Consider the following 18,094-nt stretch of genomic DNA (forward strand, 5'->3'; position numbering starts at 1 on the left):
CGAATCCACCGCTACGCCGGCCGGTGGCCACGGCTGAGTCCTCCCATCCGCCCGGCGGTCGTGCGTCGGTAGACTCACCTGCATGTTCGGAGACAGGCATGCACACGAACGCATCGACGCACTCACCAGGCGCGTGGCGACTCTCGAGGCGCTGGTCGAGCGGCTTGCGGTAGCTGCGGGTCTGACTGAGGCGGAGATGAAGGAACTCCGCGATACCTCCGTCCCGGGGCTCACCGACGACGTCCGCCGACTGGTCACCGAGGGCCGCACGATCGAGGCGATCAAGGAGTACCGCAGAGCCACCGGCGCGGGACTGATCGAGGCGAAGCGCGCTGTCGACGAGTACGCCGCACGCGGACACCAGTAGGAGGCGCGCGGGCTTTCCGGGCTTTTCATCGGCGCCTGCCCAAGCGGCGCCTTCCCGTTGACGGTTCACGTACGCTGATACCACCCCGTCAACGAACACAGCGCAGTGTCCGCTCTTCGGGTCTGAGCTCGTCAGGTCAAGGCTCACAGGGGCGTCACTGCGTCGTACCTCACCGAAGGACCTCGACTCATGGCCAGAAAGACGCCGACGCCTCTGACCATCACGTACTGGGCGATCATCATCGCCGGTCTCGCCGCACTACAGTTCCCCGGAATCCTCTTCTACCACGATGTGGCGGAGCCCCGGATCTTCGGAATGCCGTTCATCTACGGCTTCAACGCACTGATCTGGCTGATCCTCTGCGTGGTGCTGTTCATCGCCTACAGAACGAGGTGGGGACGCCCACGCCCTGAAGAACTCGCCGACGAGTTCGATGAGGAGGCCGCATCATGACCACCACAGAGATCCTAGGAGTCGTGGTCATCGGCTTCTTCCTCCTGATCCCGCTCGTCCTCGGAACGATCGCCTCCCGCTTCTCGAAGTCCACAACGGCCGACTACTTCGTCCAAGGGCGGGCGATGGGATCTGTGGCGGTGTTCTTCACCGTCACCGCCACGTGGTGGAGCGCGTTCGCGTTCCTGGGCTCGAACGCGAGCTTCTACCTCGACGGCCCTCTCTTCTGGACCGCTCTGGTCTGGAACATCTTCTTCGGCGTCTTGTACTACTGGATCGGCAAGCGCGTCTGGTTCCACGGCAAGCGCGGTGACTACCTCACCGCGCGGGACTTCTTCGCGGACCTCTTCGGATCATCGAAACTCGCGACGTTCATCGCGATCGTGCTGCTGGTCTTCACCGTCCCGCACCTGCAGATCCAGCTCACCGGCGGTGCGTACCTCATGGAGGTGGCCTCCGGCGGAACGGTCCCGTTCTGGCTGGGCGGCCTGCTCTTCTATGTCGTCATCATCGTCTACGTGTGGGCAGGCGGTGTCCGCGCCATCGCGTGGACCGACATCTTCTACGGCGTCTCGATCTTCCTCGGGCTGATCATCTCGGGCATCTTCGTGGTGGGCCACGTGGGCGGGATGGGCACGATGTTCGATGAGATCCAACAGGTGAACCCCGACCATCTGCTGCTGGGCGACGGCGTCTGGATGACGTGGATCACGATGTTCCTCATCACGCCGCTGGGTGCACTCATGGGGCCGCAGATGTGGACGCGCATGTACGCGACGAAGAGCCCCCGACTGTTCGACATGATGCCGTTCCTCGTGGGCCTCATGGCGCTCGCATACCTGGGTTCGATGCTGGTGGGCAACGCCGGCACTCTCCTCATGCCCGACATCGAGAACCCCGACCAGGTCCTTCCGCTCGTGCTGCTCGACTACGCCCCGCTGCTGCTGGCACTCGTCGTGGTCGCAGCCGGCGCGGGGGCGGCCATGTCGACGGCGAACTCGCAGGTCCATGCGATGGGCGCCAGCTACACGATCGACTTCCACGATCGATACTTCCAGAAGGATCTTCCGGAGCGGAAGAAGGTCTGGGTGGGCCGCTGGGCGATCCTGGTCTTCTCCGCGCTCGCCTACATCGCAGCGCTGTACATCCCCGGGCTGCTCGTCACCATTGGTCTGGTGGCTTTCGGCGGGCTTGCCCAGGTCATCGTCCCGACCGTCGGCGCACTCTTCTGGAAGCGCGCCAGCGTCGCCGGATCCACCGCCGGGCTGATCGTCGGGCTCACGGTCCTGGTGGTGTTCACCGCGTTCCCGCAGTGGGCGCCCGGGCCGTTCGCGGAAGGCGGCGTCGAACTGCTGGCGCTGCTGCTCAACATCATCGTCTTCGTGGCGGTCAGTCCCTTCACGAAGCCCAGGGACTCGCGACTGCTGCTCAAGATCCGCCGTCGTCACCACGACTTCGCGCGGGAGCGGTGGGACGACCCCGACGAGGCCGAGGCCTGAGGCAGCCGAGGCCGGAACCTGGCTCCTCGTGTGGAGTCGGGCTCCGGCCTCGGGAGACGTGTCAGCCCTGCTGGGTCCCCGTCACGTATGCCGCCTGGCCCATGTGCTGGAGGGCATCGGCGTAGATGCTCACCAGACGCGCGCCGCGGGTGACGGGCGGGTCCCAGCTCTCGTCGATGACCGCAGACAGATCATCGGGGCTGAGCGTACTGATGTAGTCGAGCGACTCGTCGGTCACTGCAGAGAGGTACCCGCGCAGCAGGTCTTTGTTCTCGATGACGATCGCGCGGGCCTCGTCCTCCGTGTGGCCGAGGCCGATGTCATCGTCCGACACACCCAGGTCGAACCGCGCGGACCAGCCCTGGGCCCAGATCTCTTCACGGCTCGAGGCGTGAGCCACCTGCACGTCGATCTCCCGACCCGTGTGCCAGACGAGCCACGCTATCGAGTTGGGGTGACCGGCAGGATGGCTGTTGAGCATCTCCGCGGTGACCGAGTCCCAGAAGTGGTCGAGTTCCTGCAGGGGGCGGTTGGCGAGGTCTGTGAGGAGTTCTCGTGCGTCCATGTCTTCAGTGTGCGCCCTGCGCTGCCAGCGCGGCTAGTCCTGTGGGGGATGCGCTCGGAGTACGCCAGCCTCTGCGGCGCGGGACGCGACGCCGGCCCGACTGCGGGCATCCAGCGCGGTGACAATGCGGCTCACCCGGTCCTTCACCGTGTGGACGCTGAGGTGCACACGTTCGGAGATCTCCTGGTTGGAGTAGCCGTCGGAGACCAGCCGGATGATCTCCAGGTCGTCCTGCAGCCCCAGCGAGCGCGCGGTCTCCAGCTGGAACGAGTCCTCGACCGCGTCCAGCGCACGTCCGGCGCGGGCCGGGTCGCTGACGACCTGCCCGGCCACGAGGTTGAGCCGGCGGTACACGTCCATGGCCGCACGCTGCTGGTCCTCGAGGAGCGCTAGACGGCTGGTCTTCTCCGCGAGCTCCTCCTGGAGTCGGCGCAGTTCCGTGATGTCGCGGCCCACTCCCTGCCGTCCGACCAGACGGCCGCGCCGATACAGGCTGCCGGCGTGGATCTCGAGCTCCCGCACCTCCCCGTTCGGGCGGAGGATCCGCGTCTCGAAGAAGGGATTCGTCTCCGGTCCCTCGATCCCGCGGCGGAAGTGCTCCGCCGTGTCAGCGAGCGCGCCCGGTTCGATGACGAGGGAGAAGTGCGCTCCCACGATCTCGTCGGGCTCACGGCCGAAGACCCGTGACCCGGCGGGGTTCACATAGGTGAAGCGACCGCCGACATCGACGGCGTAGACGACGTCGGCCAATCGGGCCAGCAGATCCTCGAAGTCGAGCGCTGAACGGTCTGAGGCAGTCACACCCGCCAATCTATCCGGCACCTCCGCGAACCACCCGTTCGGGTGCTCACCGACGAGGTCCAGGGGTGTTCGACAGGGTTCCCGCGCCCCAGGATGGGAGGCAGACACCACTCTCGAGGAAGCGAGTACCCCCAGTGACCCACATCGACGTGCCCCACTCCAGCGCCTTCACCGCCGACGCGATCGCAGATCGTCTCCGCACCGCGACCAGCATGGCCGACCTGCTGATCACCACTGCGCACGCGAGCCCCGCTCAGATCGCGCTCCGCTCCCACGAGACGGGCCTGGAATGGACGTATGCGGAGACGTTGAACCGCATCGGCGCAGTGGCGCAGGCTCTGCATGAACAGGGGATCCGCCGTGGTCAGACGGTCGCCCTCATGCTGCGCAACCGTCCTGAGTTCCACGTCGTGGACGCCGCTGTCATGATGCTCGGCGCAGTGCCCTTCAGCATCTACAACACCTCAGCTCCGGAACAGATCGCCTTCGTCCTGGAGGATTCCGGCGCCGAGGTCGTCGTTGCGGAAGCGGGCTTCCTCACGTCGCTGGAGGCCGCACGGAAGTCAGCTCCGTCCATCGAGCGGATCCTCCTGATCGACCAGGAGTCTCCTGTTCACGGCAACCTGGTGGCAGAGCTGTCCGCCGCCTCGACGGACTTCGACTTCTCCGCAGCCGCCGATATCGCACCCGACGACCTGCTGACGCTGATCTACACGTCCGGCACCACCGGGGCGCCCAAGGGAGTCGAGCTCACCCATCGCGGCATGCTGGTCCAGCTGCAGGGGGTTCACTCAGCGGTTCCGCTGCCGGGGCAGGGGCGGCAGGTCTCGTTCCTCCCGGCCGCGCACGTCGCGGACCGCTGGACGTCGCACTACTCCGCCTTCATGACCTATGCGAACACGCTGATGTGCGTCGAGGACATGAGCGCGGTACCCGCTGCCGTGGCGCGCACCAGGCCCACCCTGTTCGGTGCTGTTCCGCGAGTGTGGGAGAAGTTCAAGGCCGCACTCGAGGCGGGGTATCCGGGCGATCTCCTGGAAGATGCGCGCAGGGATCCCGCGATCGGAGAGGCACTGCGCGTGAAGCTCGGCCTGGATGAAGCTGCCTGGGTGGTCACCGGTGCTGCACCCACTCCGATAGCCGTCGTCGAGTTCTTCGGTGCGCTGGGTCTTCCTCTGTGCGAGGTGCTCGGCATGTCCGAGGTCTCCTGCTGTGTCGCTGTCAACACTCCGGATGCGCTGCGTGCGGGCAGCGTCGGTCGGCCGCTGGACACCGTGGAGGTCGCGCTCGCCGAGGATGGTGAGGTCCTGGTGGGCGGGCCGCAGGTGATGAAGGGGTACCACGGAGCTCCGGATAAGACCGCGGAGGCCGTCGACGCATCAGGCTGGCTGCGCACTGGGGACATCGGTCGGATCGACGAGGACGGCTTCCTCTGGATCATCGACCGCAAGAAAGAGCTGATCATCAACGCGGCCGGCAAGAACATGTCGCCCACTGCCATCGAGATGGCGATCCGCTCTGCCGGGAACCTCGTGGAGCAGGTCGCCGTGATCGGGGACCGTCGCCCCTATAACGTGGCGCTGGTCGTCGCGGACCCCGCACAGGCAGGGGAAGCGGGACTCGCTGACCCGCACCTGAAACGCCGGGTGCAGGAGCAGATCGACCGGGCGAACGCGGCGCTGGCCCGGGTCGAGCAGATCAAGAAGTTCACGCTGCTGCCGAGCGCATGGCGCCCCGGGCATGAGCTCACGCCGACGATGAAGCTGCGCCGGCGAGTGATCGACGATCTCTACGCATCGGAGATCGACGATCTGTACGTCTGAGCACGACGATCTCCGAATCGACTGACGACTGAGTCAGTCCCGTGTGGCGTTCTCCAGGCGCTTCTTGTTGTGCGACTTACCAGCGGTCGGAACCACCAGGAGCGCGATCAGCGGAGAGAACATCAGTGCCGCAAGACCGAGGACGGAGATGATGGTGTTGATGTCGGCGTCGCCCATGGAGCCGCTCCTTCCAGACAAGTGTGGATGCCACTCGCCGCGGAGCGGCGGGAGGCTCGAAAAACGCATCTCCATCCTATCGAGTCTGCGACGACAAGCGAAGTCGCATCGCGCTGCATCTGATGCGACCCGGACCGGGGCCTGACAGACTGGAGAAGCCCGAGGATGAGCAGCCTGGTGCAGCCAGGTTGGGAACATCCCGTCGAGGAAAGGACCGAGTCATGACCGGCAGTCCACACCAGCCCGACACGGAACCCGAGGCGGAACGCGCGACGGAACTCGGTTCCCAGCCCGCCTGCGTCGCCGCGGAGACGACGACGGATTCCCGCGAGGTCGCGGAGCACCTCGCCTCCACCGCCGTCGACCGGGGAATCGCCGCCTGCGTGCAGATCTCCGCTATCCGCAGCTACTACCGCTGGGAGGGCGAGGTGCAGAACGACCCGGAGTTCCTGCTGACCTTCAAGACGACCGCGGCTGCCGCTGACGGTCCGCTGAAGGACTTCCTCGACCGCGAGCACCCCTACGACGAGCCGGAGCTCATCATCCTGCCGATCACCGGCGGCAGCGACTCCTACCTCGCGTGGATCGCTGAGAGTGTCGACGTTCCCTGACCTCGATGGCGGTGGTTCCTGACCCCGTTCACGTGAGTGCCGCCATGCCGAAGAGGTAGAGGCACGTCACGATCAGGAAGATGACGACCGGCGGCACGGTGTACCCGACGACCTCACTGAACTTGAGCTTGTAGTTGGCCAGGTAGGGGAGTGCGAAGAACGGGATGATGAGGTTCGTGACGCCGTCACCCATCTGGTAGGCCTGCATGATCAGACCGAGGTCGGCATCCAGATCCAGCGTCGTGGGCACGATGTACGGAGCTTCGATGACGAACTTCGATCCGCCGGACGGCACTGCGATGTTGAGGAGGCCCGAGTACAGGAAGGCGATGACCGGCCACGTGGTGGCGGTCGAGATCGCGGTGAACGCATTCGAGATGACGACGCCCAGCCCAGTGGCGCCGATGAGGCCGAAGATCCCGGCGTAGAACGGGAACTGGAGGATGAACCCCCAGGTGCCCTTGATGCCTTCGCGGACGAGGCCGGCGTAGTACTCCGGACCCCAGTTGGCGCACAGGACCATGCCCAGCGTGAGGAAGAGGAAGTTGTAGGCATTGAGATCCAGGCCCGCGGCGCCCACGGATGCGATGTGGAGGATGCTGAAGATCAGCCCGACTCCGCCCACCACGTACATGATCCAGCGGCTCGCATTGGCCTTCTGCGCCGGAGAGTTCCGTTCGACGGTGACCTTGGCATCGGCCTCGGCAGCGGCGAGCACGTCCGGCTCCACCTGCTTCATCTTCGCCGCATCCTTCGGATGCATAACGAGCATGAAGACGATCCCGATGACCAGACAGACCAGCAGGAGCAGACCGTAGTCGAGGCGGACCACGGTGTCCGTGAGAGGGACGGAGACAGGTGTCTGCTCCTTGTGCGATTCCGGCACGAGGCTGCGGAGGTAGTCAGGAGTCGCGGCGTACAGCACTGCTGCGCCGGACATTCCTGCTGAACCGGGCAGCAGCGACAGGAAGAGTGTCGCCACGAGGACGGGCGCATGGATCTTGATGCCCTTGCGCTTCGCCTGTGCAAGGAGTTCCTTGCCGATGACGATGCCGCCCATCATCCCGAGTCCCCAGTGCACGAAGCCCAGCGCAGCGGCGACCACTGCGCCCAGGATGATCATCTGCGAGCGGGTGCGGGGGATGCCCGCGATCCGGGACAGCACACGCTTGGCGGGTGGTGACGTGGCGACCGCACTGCCCGTGGCCAGCAGCACCACCATCTGCATGGTGAACTCCAGCAGGTCCCAGAACGATCCGGTCCACGCGGATACGAGGGACGTCGTCTCCGCATCAGCCGACCACAGCGGGGTTCCGGTGAGGAAGAAGGCGAGGATGCCGACGAGGAGTGTGAGTGCGAGGCAGATGACGAAGGAGTCCGGCATCCACCGGATGAACCACGCGAGGTACCTGTCCATGAAGCGCTGCTTCTGCGGAGCGCCGGTTGTCTGTGACATGAGATCTTCCTAGTTCGTTGTGGATCGTGCAGCGGTGAGGCTCGTGCTCACGTCTCTGCCATGTGCCGAAGGTGCTTCTTGTCGATCTTTCCCACAGCAGTCACGGGAAGGGCATCCGTGAAGACCACCTGCTTGGGGCGCTTGTATCCGGAGAGGAGCGGACGGATGTCCTGGAGGACCTTCTCTTCCGAGGCCGTTGACGAGGACGGGACGACGAAGGCCACGACGGCCTCGCCCCAGTCCGGATCGGCAATGCCCACGACCGCGGACTCCTTGACGGCGTCCAGGCCCGCCAGAGCCTGCTCGACCTCGCTGGCGTAGACGTTGAAGCCGCCGGTGATGATCATGTCCTTCATCCGGTCGACCAGGTAGAGGTACCCGTCATCGTCCAGGTAGCCCAGGTCTCCGGTGAACAGCCAGCCGTCGCGCAGTGTGGAAGCGGTCGCGTCCTCGTTGCCCAGGTACCGCTGCATGACGTACGGCGCGCTCCCCGCGACCTCGCCGACCTCTCCCGGATCGCAGTCGCTGCCGTCACTGCGCACCGTGCGTACACGTGCCAGGAGGGCGGCCTGCCCGCAGCTCCTCAGCCGCTCCGGATGCTGTTCCGCTGTGTGGTCGTCGCGGCGCAGTCGCGTGAGGAAGTTCGGCGCCTCCGTCTGCCCGTACAGCTGCACGAAGACCCTCCCGAAGAGCCGCAGCCCCTGCTTCAGGCGCTCCTCTGTGATGGGCGATGCTCCGTAGAGGATCGTGCGCAGTGAGCTCGAGTCGAAGCCGGGTCGCGATTCGACCTCATCGAGCATCCGATAGATCATCGTGGGGACCATGAACAGGAAGCTCACCCTGTCGTTCTCGATGCGGTCCAGCACGACATCCATATCGAAGCGCTCCTCGACATGGACCACCGCCCCCTGGAGAAGGCCTGTCAGCGCCAGGAACCCGGCGCTGTGCGGCAGGGGCGATGACAGGAGCATGCGGTCCTCAGCGGTGATCTCCGATTCGAGTACGTGGGAGATGAGGTTCGTGGTGTATCCGCGCTGATAGTGGACCACGCCCTTCGGCCTGCCCGTCGTGCCGCCGGTGTACATGATGAGCGCGACGTCGTCGGGGTGGATCTGTGGCAGCCGTCGCACGATCTCCGAGAGCTCGGCAGAACCCTCCGATGCGCCCGAGTCGCCGGCCGCGCGCCAGCCTTCGGCCTCAGGTGTGATGACGACGGGGTCTGAGCTCCCAGCCAGGCCCTCGTCCACTGCAGACTGACGACTGCCGGAGGTCAGGACGACTCGAGCCCGGGAGTCGCGGAGAATGTAGCTCACCTCGCCGTCGGAGAGCATCATGTTGACCGGGACCTTCGCACCGCCCACAGCGATGATCGACAGATCTGCGATGAGGTACTCCGCGCGGTTCTCCACCACGATCGCAACGGGATCGCCCGGCTGGACCCCCGATTCCATGAGACGGGCCGCAAGGTGCAGCGCGGAGGCTCGCAACTCCCTGAACGACCACCCCCGCCCGTCTGCGACGACTGCGCGACGATCGCCGTGCCGCTCGATCGCAGGGAACACCAGGTCTCTGGCCACATCAACCGCCATAGTGCGGGTACCTCTTCCTCATCGTTGAGATCCTCGTCGCCGAGGTAGTCAAGAGGTCAGATTGTCGTAGTTGTGCCGTGCTTCACAGGGCACGTCACGACAGTCATCCGCTGGATTGATGTCACGGCGCGACAGCGTATGTCGCTCTTCGTGACAGTGCGCGGACGACGGACTCCATGCGGAGGGCGGTCTCCACACGGAAGCGATCATCGACATCGTCGAGGTCGACCGCCAGGAGCGCTTCGATCCTCGCGACGCGGTTCCGCACGGTGTTGTAGTGCACGCGCAGATCGGCCGCCGTACCAGGGATGTGACGGTCGTGTGCGAGGTACGTCCGGAGTGTGGCGAGATGCTGCGTTCCTCGGCGGTGGTCGGAGTCGAGGAGCGGTCCGAAGGTGTCTGCGACTGTGGTGCGCAGCTGGGTCAGGGGGAGACTCGCGAGTCCTTGGATGCCGAGGCTTCGAGCACTCAGAACGTCGTCCTCGGTGCGGTGGTCCCCACCCAGGCCGACTTCGCACGCTGCACGCGCTTCGTCGTATGACATCGAGATGTCGATGAGTTCCGTGCTGGCACGTCCGATCCCGATGACGATCGGCCCGGCAGCATCTCCACGCCGCTGTCGTTCGCGCCCGAGCAGATCAGACAAGCGGCGCTCCAGCTCCTCGGACGGCGCCGGCTGCGAGGCGAAGAGCACGACGAGGCGGTCGTCGCGGTGCTCGACCAGACAGCGGGGGAACGTGGAACGGATATCGTCGATGAGACGAGCTGAGATCACGGCCTCCTGGTCATTGGTGCCGATGACCAGCGCGCGAGCACCGCGAGCAAGGTCGACCATCCCGATGGCGGCGAGCCGTCGAATGAGGCTCTGCGGGTCGACGATGCGGCCGGTGAGGAGCTGATCGAGCAGCTCACCCCGGAGGTTCTCGGTGGTTCTGTCGCGCTCTCGCAGGCGCAGCAGCTGGAGGCGGAGGACATCGTAGATGAGCCGTACTGCCGGTTCGCCGGTCGACTGCTGCGAGTCTTCGGACAGTAGCGATATGTAGAGGCCGCTTCCGCTTTCGAGCTCGCCGGAGAACAGCGCCTTCTGCGTGTCAGTCCTCCGGGGCCCCGCTGCATGGAGCAACTGCCCCTGGTCGTCTCTGAGCTCGATGCGGGCCCGGGCCGCAGTGGCCGTCGTGTCGAGTGCCGATTCGATCTGCTGGCCGTGCGTCAGACTATTCACGAGTTCTGACGCTGCGCGAAGCCCGGCGGCTGCTTCGTCTGCGCGTCTGCGCTGGGCGACCGCTTCGGCTTCCACCCGCCCATCGACGTCGAGCTGCTTCAGACGTACGGCGAGGTAGTGGCTGATCGTCTCCAACCGCTCGACTTCGCCATCGGTCCATCTCCGTGCAGTTCTGGACGCTGCATACAGAACGCCGAGGGTCCTGTCCGCTGCGAGGATCGGGACAACAAGGACCGTCACGATCCCCTCGTTGTCGATGAGCCGCTTCGCCGTCACCCGTCGCGCATCGTGCTGGTAGTCAATGCTCTTATGGGGGCGTCCCAGCTGGGCAGTCCGGCCACCGATCCCAGCGCCGACTTCCAAGCGCCAGGCAGCAGCCATCTCAGATGTACTCAGTCCCGAGTACGCGCCCATCTGGAGGAGGCTGTCGTGGAGGACACCGGTCCAGGACACGTCGCACTCGAAGACCTCGCGCACCTGCTCGACAGCTGTCTGCATGGCCTGTGTCGCATCGTTGGCGACGAGCAGGCCCTTCAGGAAGCGGTTCGGGTCGGTCATGGTCCCTCATTGTGTCTGACCTTCCGTCACACCTCTGTAACGAGAGGTCCGAATCTGTCGCTTACCTGTGAGAACGGTGGGACACTGTGGGGTGCCATGACTCGGACCGCTCGGTGAAGGTGCCGCAGCCGGTCGATCACGGGCATCGACTCTCAGCACATGGGGAGCCCCCGTGCGCTTCGACACTCAGTGAAGGACCGGTCAATGGCACAGCGCGGCACGTCGCAGGACGAGTCGATCAAGGACTCTGAGGCCACACGCGACGACACGAAGCACAAGCGCTCCCGGCTCCGCACGATCCTCCTGGGCATCCTTGCCGGGCTCCTGGTCCTCGTCCTGCTCGTCACAGCGTTCCTCACCTGGTCGGTCATGCGGGCCTTCCCGCAGACCGACGGCGAGATCGAGGTCGCCGGCCTGCAGAGCGACGTGACCGTCCAGCGCGACGGCCACGGCATCCCCACACTGACGGCGGAGACCACTGACGACCTCTTCCGCGCACAGGGCTTCGTCCACGCCCAGGACCGCTTCTGGGAGATGGACTTCCGCCGGCACATGACCGCCGGGCGCCTGTCCGAGCTCTTCGGCGAGTCCCAGGTCCCCACCGACTCCTTCCTCCGCACGCTGGGCTGGCACCGCACGGCCCAGGAGGAGGTCGACGCTCTGCCTGAGGATGCCCGCGGTTACTACGAGGCCTACGCCGCCGGCGTGAACGCGTACCTGGAGGAGCGCTCGGGCGGCGGCCTGGCCCTCGAGTACACGATCCTGGGTCTGCAGAACCGCGGCTACGAGCCCCAGCCCTGGACTCCCGCGGACTCCGTCGCCTGGCTCAAGGCGATGGCGTGGGACCTGCGCACGAACATCGAGGACGAGACCGCCCGCGCCCTCCTCACCCCGCACCTGGAGGCGGACCGCCTGGCGGATCTCTACCCGGACTACCCCTTCGACGACCACCCGGTCATCCTCGCGGAGGACCCGGACGGTTCCGCTGTGACGGACCCGGACATCCCGGCTCCCGCGGGCAGTACGGAGGAGGACACCGCCGCCGAGGCCGAGGCCGGCTCCGCAGCGGAGCCCGGTTCCGCAGACGAGGCCGTAGACGACGCCGAGGCCGCAGCCGGATCGATGAAGACCGGAACCGGCCCTGCGGCCGGCGCGGTCACCGCGGCAGCCGGCGGCGCGGGCCTCGGCGTCGACTTCTCCGCCCTCACGGATCTGCTGACGCAGGTCGATGCGCTGGTGGGCGGTGCGGGGGAGGGGATCGGCTCGAACTCGTGGGTGGTCTCCGGCGAGCACACGGAGACGGGCGCGCCGTTGCTGGCGAACGACCCGCACCTGGGTGCGGCGCTTCCGTCCGTGTGGACGCAGATGCAGCTGCGGTGCGCGGAGGTGACGGACGAGTGCCCGTTCGATGTGGGCGGGTACAGCTTCTCCGGCCTGCCCGGCATCGTCATCGGCCACAACCAGCAGGTGGCGTGGGGCTTCACGAACCTGACGACGGACGTGGCGGACCTCTACCTGGAACGGCGGACGGACGACGGGTACGAGCGCGACGGCGAATCCGTCCCCTTCGACGTGCGGACGGAGACGATCGAGGTCGCCGGCGGTGAGGACGTCGAGCTGGAGATCCGCGAGACCGTGCACGGCCCGGTGCTGGACGGACTGACGCCGGAGTTCACGGACCTCCAGATCCCGCCGGTCGCGGACCCCGTCCTGGAGGCGACCCAGGACGACGAGCAGGAGTCTCCTTCCGGGCCGGACGAGCAGGCGGGCGTGCAGAACACGGGGACTGCGGCCTCGGGAGCGGGGTCCGAAGCGGGCGGCGACGCAGGCGGGTACGAGAACCTGTACGACGTGAGCCTGCGGTGGACGGCGCTGGACGTCGGGACGACGGCGCAGGCGATCTTCGCGCTCAACACGGCGGGCGACTTCGCGGACTTCCGGCAGGCGGCCTCGCTGTTCGACGTGCCGGCGCAGAACCTCATCTACGCGGACACGGACGGGAACATCGGGTACCAGGCGCCGGGACGGCTGCCCATCCGCGGCGAGGGTGACGGGTGGCTGCCGCAGCCGGGCTGGGACAGCGCGTACGACTGGCAGGGGTTCATCCCGTTCGAGGAGTTGCCGGTGGTGTACAACCCGAACTCGGGGTACATCGTGACGGCGAACAACGCGATCGTAACCGACGACTACGAGCACTTCCTGTCCAGCGACTGGGACTACGGGTACCGGGCGGACCGGATCGTCGAGCTGGTGGAGGGCGCGATCGAGGCGGGCCCGGTGAGTGCCGCGGACATGGCCGCGATCCAGATGGACAATCGGATGCCGGCGGCGGAGTCACTGCAGAGCGCCTACGACCGGCTGGACGTGGACGACGGGGACGTGGCGGAGGCGCTCGACTTGCTAGGGGAGTGGGACGGGCAGAATGATGCGGACTCGGCGGCAGCGGCGTATGCGAATGTGCTGTGGTCGAACCTGCTGGGGAAGATGATCGAGACGCACGGGACTCTTGTGACGCCGGAGTCGGAGCAGGCGGAGGACGAGGGCGGCGGCGAGTCGGTCGAGGCGGGTGGAGCCGCCGACGCGGACGGCGCGGTGGCCCGTCCCACGATCGACCGGGACGACCAGTCACGGCTGGCGGTGTTCCTGGAGCAGCAGCTGGAGGACAAGGACAGTCCCTGGTGGGACGGTGATCGGGCGGCTCTGCTGCGGGACGCGGCGCAACAGGCGCACGAGGAGATCACGGACCTGCAGGGCGGGAACCCGGAGGATTGGAACTGGGGTGAGCTGCACGCGCTGCCGCTCACGCACCAGACGTTCGGCACCAGCGGGATCGCGCCTGTCGAGGCACTCTTCAACCGCGGTCCGGTGGAGACGGGCGGCGGGTCCGGAGTCGTGAACGCGACCGGCTGGGAGATGGACGAGGGGTATGCGACGACGACCGTGCCGTCCCTGCGGATGGTCGTGGACGTGAGCGACTGGGACGCGTCGACGTGGCAGAACCTGACCGGCCAAAGCGGTCACGCGTTCCACGAGCACTACCGGGATCAGGCGGAGGACTGGGCGACCGGGACACAGTATGCGTGGGGATTCAGCCCGGAGGCGGTCGACGCCGCGGCGGAGGACACACTCACGCTGACGCCGTGATGTTCCGGAACCGTTACGTGTTGTTGCCTGTGAGGGCCCCGGTCCCTCCGTAGTCTGAGATTCGGCGGGAATCAGCAGATGAAGGAGAGGCACATGGAGTTCGGAGAGTACGTCGGGACCGAGAGGCAGATGGGCGAGTTCCGGGTGCGGGCGAGCGCTGCAGAGGTCTTCGCCTTTCAGATCAACGCGATCCTGCACGAGCTCAAGGGGCAGAGCCACCGTCTGTACGACGGTTTCATCATGCAGTACGGGTGGGGACCGATCTTCGTCGAGGACCTCCCGGGCGAGGAGGACGAGGGCATCCTCACACTCCGCACACCCGACTACCAGGGCGATGCGGGGAACGAGCGCACGCAGGACCTCACCATCGCGATCTACACCTACGCCCAGCAGATGCAGTTCGCGTCGTCCTGTGGGGAGAGACCGCAGGACCTGCATTTCTGGCAGGACGTGCTGGCGGCTCCGGGGTGGGAGGACTTCGAGGACTACCGCCTCCAACGCTTGGATCTAAGTGCCGAACAGGCGTCGGGCTGGATGGTCATTCCCGTCGACTGGGAGTTCGGGGAGACGGTCAAGCCGGAAGTCGTCGAGTACGTGCCGGCGTGGAAGGTGGCCCAGGTCCATCCGTCGGCGACTCGGGTGCTCATGCTCCCGGCGTGGTCCGGGGTGGAGGTGCGCGATGGTCGGGTGACCCGGGTGGTCGAGTGGGGCGACACGGACGGGTCGGAACGCCTGATCTTCCCCACGCACGAAGGCGACGACTGATGACACTGACCGCAACCCTGCGCGACTCGTTCGCGGCAGGCTTCACCCAGTTGACCGACTGCCACGATCGCGGCGAGGTCGTCGGTTACGGCGTCTGCAGCGACGGCGACGCGCACTCGCTCTACCTGGCCGCGCACACCCGCACGGCACGGGACGAGCAGATCGCGGAGGACCCGGAAGGCGCCGTGGACTACGTCTGGACCTCGGACGAGTGGGATCTGCCGCATGAGGACGATGCGGCCGTTGACCTCGTGCTCGCTGCGAACCACGCGGTCGAGGCACTGGACATCAGCAACATCGACGCCCGCCGCGGCCTCGTCTGGACCACAGTCGTCGATGTCATGGCTCAGCTCGTGGAGGAAGGCTTCTTCGAGCGCTCGCCCGATGCCATCCGGGTCGTCCTCGTCACGGATGGCGTAGACGAAGCCGCGCAGGTCGGCTGAAACGTCCGCCTCAACAGCGAGGACCGCCGCCCCGAACTCGCCCAGTACTTCGGCCTCGACGACTGACGCTCCATGCTGGATGGCGCGCAACGATGGTTGAGGCACTACGACGACTCATCCATCATGACGACTGATGCCCGTCCACGACCGACAGGAGCGACGATGACGACCCCCTCACCCGACTGCGTGACCGCCCAGACGACCGTGGACTCTGCGGAGGCAGCGGAAGCGCTCGCCTCCGCGGTGATCGACCAGGAGCTAGCCGCGTGCGTGCAGGTCGCCCGGGTCCGGAGCTTCTACCGCTGGCAGGGCGAGGTGCACGACGACCCGGAGTGGCTCCTCACCTTCAAGACGACCGCCGAGGCCGCGGCCGGCTCCCTGCGCGACCACATCTCCCAGCACCACCCGTACGACGAGCCGGAGTACATCGTCCAGCCCATCATCGACGGCAGCGCGGACTACCTCGCGTGGATCCGGGAGTCCGTCCACCACCAGTGAGCCTGGCGCGTGTGGACACCGCAGCGATTCTCGCGATGTACGGGAATGCTTGCACGCATAACGCGAACAAAGCGCAAGGTAGAAGCGACCTCACCACCGAGCCGGCACCTCCCATGCCACACCGGCACCGCACACAGTGGACAATGGGTCCAGCCCCACGCGAAGGAGACCCATGGACCTGCAGACGCTCGCAGCCCAGCTGACCGACGGCGCGCTCACGACAGACCCGGATGTCGTCGCCGCGCATTCGAAGGACGAGGCGCTCTTCTGCCCGCACGACGGGGCCATCGCCCTGGTCCGCGCGAAGACGGTCGAGGACGTGCAGGCCACCGTCCGCTTCGCCCACGCGCACACCATCCCGGTCGTGCCGCAGGGGGCGCGCAGCGGCATCTCCGGCGGGGCGAACGCGACGGAGGGCTCCATCCTGCTGAGCGTCGCGGCGATGCAGGACGTGCTGGAGGTCAACACCTCGGAGCGCACGGTCCGCGTCCAGCCGGGGCTCATCAACCAGGACCTCAAGGACCACCTGCGTCCGTTCAACCTGTCCTACCCGCCGGACCCGGGATCCGTGGGGATCTCCTCGATCGGCGGGAACATCGCGACCAACGCGGGCGGCCTGTGCTGCGTGAAGTACGGGGTGACCCGTGACTTCGTCCGCAGCATCGACGTCGTGCTGGCCGACGGCACGCTCACCACGTTCGGTCCCCAGACGGCGAAGGGTGTTGCCGGTCTGGACATGCGCGGGCTCTTCATCGGCTCCGAAGGCACGCTGGGCATCGTCGTCGAGGCCACCCTGCGCCTCATCCTGCTCATGCCCGACCCCGTCACCGCTGTGGCTGTCTTCCCGGATGAGCGCTCCGGTCTGCAGGCGGTCGCGGACTTCATGGCAGCCGGCGGCCAGCCCAGCCTCTTCGAGTTCCTCGACCGCGCGAGCCTCACGATGCTCAACTCCTACGGCGACTTCGGCCTGAACGAGGAGGCCGGGTCGATGCTGCTGGTCCAGTTCGACCAGTCGCCTGCGGAGGCTGCGGACATGCTGGGGGCCTTCGGTGCCGTCGCCGAGGCCGCGGGCGCCTTGGACGTCGCCGTCTCCGACGATCCGGCGGACTCCGCTGCGCTGGTCGCCACCCGCAGGTCGATCCAGCCGGCGTACGAGCACTACGCGCACGCGCACGGCGGGGGACAGCTCCTGGACGACGTGTGCATCCCGCGGGCCGCGATGCCCGAGTTCTGTGATCGTCTGGACGAGGTGCGCGAGTCGACGGGGCTCACGATCGCCCTGGTCGCTCACGCAGGCGACGGCAACACCCACCCGTCCGTCTTCTTCGACTCATCCGATGTACAGCAGACCGCGACGGCAGAGGCTGCGTTCGAGCAGATCATGCAGATCGGTCTGGACCTGGGCGGCACGATCACCGGCGAGCACGGGGTCGGCTACCTGAAGAAGGGGTGGCTTGCGAAGGAGCTCGATGAGGGGTCCCGCTGGGCGCAGCGAGCGGTGAAGGACGCGCTGGATCCGAAGAACATCCTCAACCCCGGGAAGATGCTCGCGGAGATCTGAGGTGGGCGGCTGCTGGTGCGGGTATCCAGCTGATCAGTGCGGCTATCAGGCGCTCGAGGGAGCGGTGCGCGAGGTCTCGCGCGTGCGATGCGTCAGGCTGCTGCGTGATCCATATGGCGGCTTCGTCCATCGCTCCCGACAGCTGCGCAGTCATCGCATCACGCAGCTCGTCTTCGACACCGACTGCGGTCAGCGCTTCGCGAAGATGCACCACCGAATTCTCGGCGTCGAGCTGTCGCCACTTCTCCCACCCGACAACCGTCGGCCCATCGATCAGCAGGATACGCGTCGCCGGACCTGCGGTGATCGCGTCGATGAATGCGTGGCAACCGGCCTTCAGCTGCTCGCCGGGGTTCTCTCCCGCTGACTCTGCCGTGGCGACGACTGCACCGGCGACCTGCCTCTGCAGGGTGCTGGCGACTGCGCCGAACAGTCCCGCTTTGTTGCGGTAGTGGTGATAGACGGCGCCGCGGGTCACTCCCGCCGCTCGCGCAACATCGTCGACCGACACGTCGGCGAAGCCGTGCGCTGAGAACAGCTCGAACCAGTTGGCGATGCAGTC

The 18,094-nt window shown here is 66.6% G+C and carries 17 protein-coding genes; 10 read left to right on the plus strand and 7 right to left on the minus strand.

Going from position 1 to position 18,094, the window contains the following annotated elements; genetic code table 11:
• Window positions 1-82 precede the first annotated feature (82 nt).
• From BSP109_RS12020 to BSP109_RS12030, 3 genes are all read left to right on the plus strand, one after another.
• A complete protein-coding gene (locus BSP109_RS12020) occupies window positions 83-367 on the plus strand; it encodes a hypothetical protein (protein WP_101600915.1) in 285 nt (94 codons plus the stop codon).
• 189 nt (window positions 368-556) lie between these two features.
• Window positions 557-820, plus strand: coding sequence for a DUF3311 domain-containing protein (locus BSP109_RS12025; protein WP_101600917.1), 264 nt, complete (start codon window positions 557-559; stop codon window positions 818-820).
• Entirely contained in the window at window positions 817-2,319 is a 1,503-nt protein-coding gene (locus tag BSP109_RS12030) for a sodium:solute symporter (RefSeq protein ID WP_101600918.1), read from the plus strand. Before BSP109_RS12025 ends, BSP109_RS12030 begins: the two co-directional genes overlap by 4 nt.
• 61 nt (window positions 2,320-2,380) lie before the next feature.
• Here BSP109_RS12030 and BSP109_RS12035 read toward each other — a convergent pair whose 3' ends face one another.
• A complete protein-coding gene (locus tag BSP109_RS12035) occupies window positions 2,381-2,884 on the minus strand; it encodes a DinB family protein (protein ID WP_101600920.1) in 504 nt (167 codons plus the stop codon).
• A 33-nt stretch (window positions 2,885-2,917) separates the two neighbouring features.
• On the minus strand, window positions 2,918-3,685 hold the full coding sequence (locus BSP109_RS12040) for a helix-turn-helix transcriptional regulator (RefSeq protein WP_101600921.1): 768 nt from the start codon (window positions 3,683-3,685) through the stop codon (window positions 2,918-2,920).
• A 134-nt stretch (window positions 3,686-3,819) separates the two neighbouring features.
• Here BSP109_RS12040 and BSP109_RS12045 point away from each other — a divergent pair, with 134 nt between their 5' ends.
• Window positions 3,820-5,508 carry a long-chain fatty acid--CoA ligase gene (locus BSP109_RS12045; RefSeq protein WP_219618540.1) on the plus strand — a complete coding sequence of 563 codons (1,689 nt, stop codon included), beginning with the start codon at window positions 3,820-3,822 and terminating at the stop codon, window positions 5,506-5,508.
• A gap of 33 nt (window positions 5,509-5,541) precedes the next feature.
• Here BSP109_RS12045 and BSP109_RS17320 read toward each other — a convergent pair whose 3' ends face one another.
• Window positions 5,542-5,685, minus strand: a complete 144-nt coding sequence (locus BSP109_RS17320) for a hypothetical protein (RefSeq protein WP_180959719.1) — start codon at window positions 5,683-5,685, stop codon at window positions 5,542-5,544.
• A gap of 221 nt (window positions 5,686-5,906) precedes the next feature.
• On the opposite strand from BSP109_RS17320, the gene cutA (BSP109_RS12050) reads away from it, so the two are divergent.
• On the plus strand, window positions 5,907-6,296 hold the full coding sequence (gene cutA, locus BSP109_RS12050) for a divalent-cation tolerance protein CutA (protein ID WP_101600923.1): 390 nt from the start codon (window positions 5,907-5,909) through the stop codon (window positions 6,294-6,296).
• A 28-nt stretch (window positions 6,297-6,324) separates the two neighbouring features.
• Here cutA (BSP109_RS12050) and BSP109_RS12055 read toward each other — a convergent pair whose 3' ends face one another.
• The 3 genes from BSP109_RS12055 to BSP109_RS12065 form a co-directional block, all read right to left on the minus strand.
• Window positions 6,325-7,752: a TIGR00366 family protein gene (locus tag BSP109_RS12055; RefSeq protein WP_219618541.1), complete on the minus strand. Its 1,428-nt coding sequence runs from the start codon at window positions 7,750-7,752 to the stop codon at window positions 6,325-6,327.
• Window positions 7,753-7,799: 47 nt separating this feature from the next.
• Entirely contained in the window at window positions 7,800-9,341 is a 1,542-nt protein-coding gene (locus BSP109_RS12060; RefSeq protein WP_101600924.1) for an AMP-binding protein, read from the minus strand.
• A 121-nt stretch (window positions 9,342-9,462) separates the two neighbouring features.
• The gene (locus BSP109_RS12065; protein ID WP_101600926.1) at window positions 9,463-11,121 is read right to left on the minus strand and encodes a helix-turn-helix domain-containing protein; all 1,659 of its coding nucleotides are present in this window, start codon (window positions 11,119-11,121) and stop codon (window positions 9,463-9,465) included.
• A 204-nt stretch (window positions 11,122-11,325) separates the two neighbouring features.
• Between BSP109_RS12065 and BSP109_RS12070 the strand changes: the two genes are divergently transcribed.
• The 5 genes from BSP109_RS12070 to BSP109_RS12090 all read left to right on the plus strand — a co-directional run bounded on the left by BSP109_RS12070 (window position 11,326) and on the right by BSP109_RS12090 (window position 17,532).
• Entirely contained in the window at window positions 11,326-14,265 is a 2,940-nt protein-coding gene (locus tag BSP109_RS12070; protein WP_257944677.1) for a penicillin acylase family protein, read from the plus strand.
• 93 nt (window positions 14,266-14,358) lie between these two features.
• On the plus strand, window positions 14,359-15,030 hold the full coding sequence (locus BSP109_RS12075; protein WP_101600927.1) for a hypothetical protein: 672 nt from the start codon (window positions 14,359-14,361) through the stop codon (window positions 15,028-15,030).
• A complete protein-coding gene (locus BSP109_RS12080; RefSeq protein ID WP_101600929.1) occupies window positions 15,030-15,473 on the plus strand; it encodes a DUF4303 domain-containing protein in 444 nt (147 codons plus the stop codon). The genes BSP109_RS12075 and BSP109_RS12080 overlap by 1 nt, the downstream gene beginning before the upstream one ends.
• Before the next feature lie 162 nt (window positions 15,474-15,635).
• Window positions 15,636-15,971 carry a divalent-cation tolerance protein CutA gene (cutA, locus tag BSP109_RS12085; protein ID WP_101600930.1) on the plus strand — a complete coding sequence of 112 codons (336 nt, stop codon included), beginning with the start codon at window positions 15,636-15,638 and terminating at the stop codon, window positions 15,969-15,971.
• Window positions 15,972-16,143: 172 nt separating this feature from the next.
• The gene (locus BSP109_RS12090) at window positions 16,144-17,532 is read left to right on the plus strand and encodes an FAD-binding oxidoreductase (protein WP_101600932.1); all 1,389 of its coding nucleotides are present in this window, start codon (window positions 16,144-16,146) and stop codon (window positions 17,530-17,532) included.
• Here BSP109_RS12090 and BSP109_RS12095 read toward each other — a convergent pair.
• Entirely contained in the window at window positions 17,501-18,088 is a 588-nt protein-coding gene (locus BSP109_RS12095) for a TetR/AcrR family transcriptional regulator (protein WP_087007881.1), read from the minus strand. The two genes, BSP109_RS12090 and BSP109_RS12095, sit on opposite strands and share 32 nt — an antisense overlap.
• Window positions 18,089-18,094 lie beyond the last annotated feature (6 nt).

This window comes from Brevibacterium sp. Mu109 (genome assembly GCF_900169375.1).
Classification (GTDB): domain Bacteria; phylum Actinomycetota; class Actinomycetes; order Actinomycetales; family Brevibacteriaceae; genus Brevibacterium; species Brevibacterium yomogidense_A.

What these genes read in the sequence shown, in the direction of transcription:
- BSP109_RS12060 (WP_101600924.1), bottom strand. Translation starts at nt 9,341, where the DNA reads ATGGCGGTTGATGTGGCCAGAGACCTGGTGTTCCCTGCGATCGAGCGG.
- BSP109_RS17320 (WP_180959719.1), bottom strand. Translation starts at nt 5,685, where the DNA reads ATGGGCGACGCCGACATCAACACCATCATCTCCGTCCTCGGTCTTGCG.
- BSP109_RS12030 (WP_101600918.1), top strand. Translation starts at nt 817, where the DNA reads ATGACCACCACAGAGATCCTAGGAGTCGTGGTCATCGGCTTCTTCCTC.
- BSP109_RS12035 (WP_101600920.1), bottom strand. Translation starts at nt 2,884, where the DNA reads ATGGACGCACGAGAACTCCTCACAGACCTCGCCAACCGCCCCCTGCAG.
- BSP109_RS12090 (WP_101600932.1), top strand. Translation starts at nt 16,144, where the DNA reads ATGGACCTGCAGACGCTCGCAGCCCAGCTGACCGACGGCGCGCTCACG.
- BSP109_RS12020 (WP_101600915.1), top strand. Translation starts at nt 83, where the DNA reads ATGTTCGGAGACAGGCATGCACACGAACGCATCGACGCACTCACCAGG.
- cutA (WP_101600930.1), top strand. Translation starts at nt 15,636, where the DNA reads ATGACGACCCCCTCACCCGACTGCGTGACCGCCCAGACGACCGTGGAC.
- BSP109_RS12065 (WP_101600926.1), bottom strand. Translation starts at nt 11,121, where the DNA reads ATGACCGACCCGAACCGCTTCCTGAAGGGCCTGCTCGTCGCCAACGAT.
- BSP109_RS12070 (WP_257944677.1), top strand. Translation starts at nt 11,326, where the DNA reads ATGGCACAGCGCGGCACGTCGCAGGACGAGTCGATCAAGGACTCTGAG.
- BSP109_RS12025 (WP_101600917.1), top strand. Translation starts at nt 557, where the DNA reads ATGGCCAGAAAGACGCCGACGCCTCTGACCATCACGTACTGGGCGATC.
- BSP109_RS12080 (WP_101600929.1), top strand. Translation starts at nt 15,030, where the DNA reads ATGACACTGACCGCAACCCTGCGCGACTCGTTCGCGGCAGGCTTCACC.
- cutA (WP_101600923.1), top strand. Translation starts at nt 5,907, where the DNA reads ATGACCGGCAGTCCACACCAGCCCGACACGGAACCCGAGGCGGAACGC.
- BSP109_RS12055 (WP_219618541.1), bottom strand. Translation starts at nt 7,752, where the DNA reads ATGTCACAGACAACCGGCGCTCCGCAGAAGCAGCGCTTCATGGACAGG.
- BSP109_RS12075 (WP_101600927.1), top strand. Translation starts at nt 14,359, where the DNA reads ATGGAGTTCGGAGAGTACGTCGGGACCGAGAGGCAGATGGGCGAGTTC.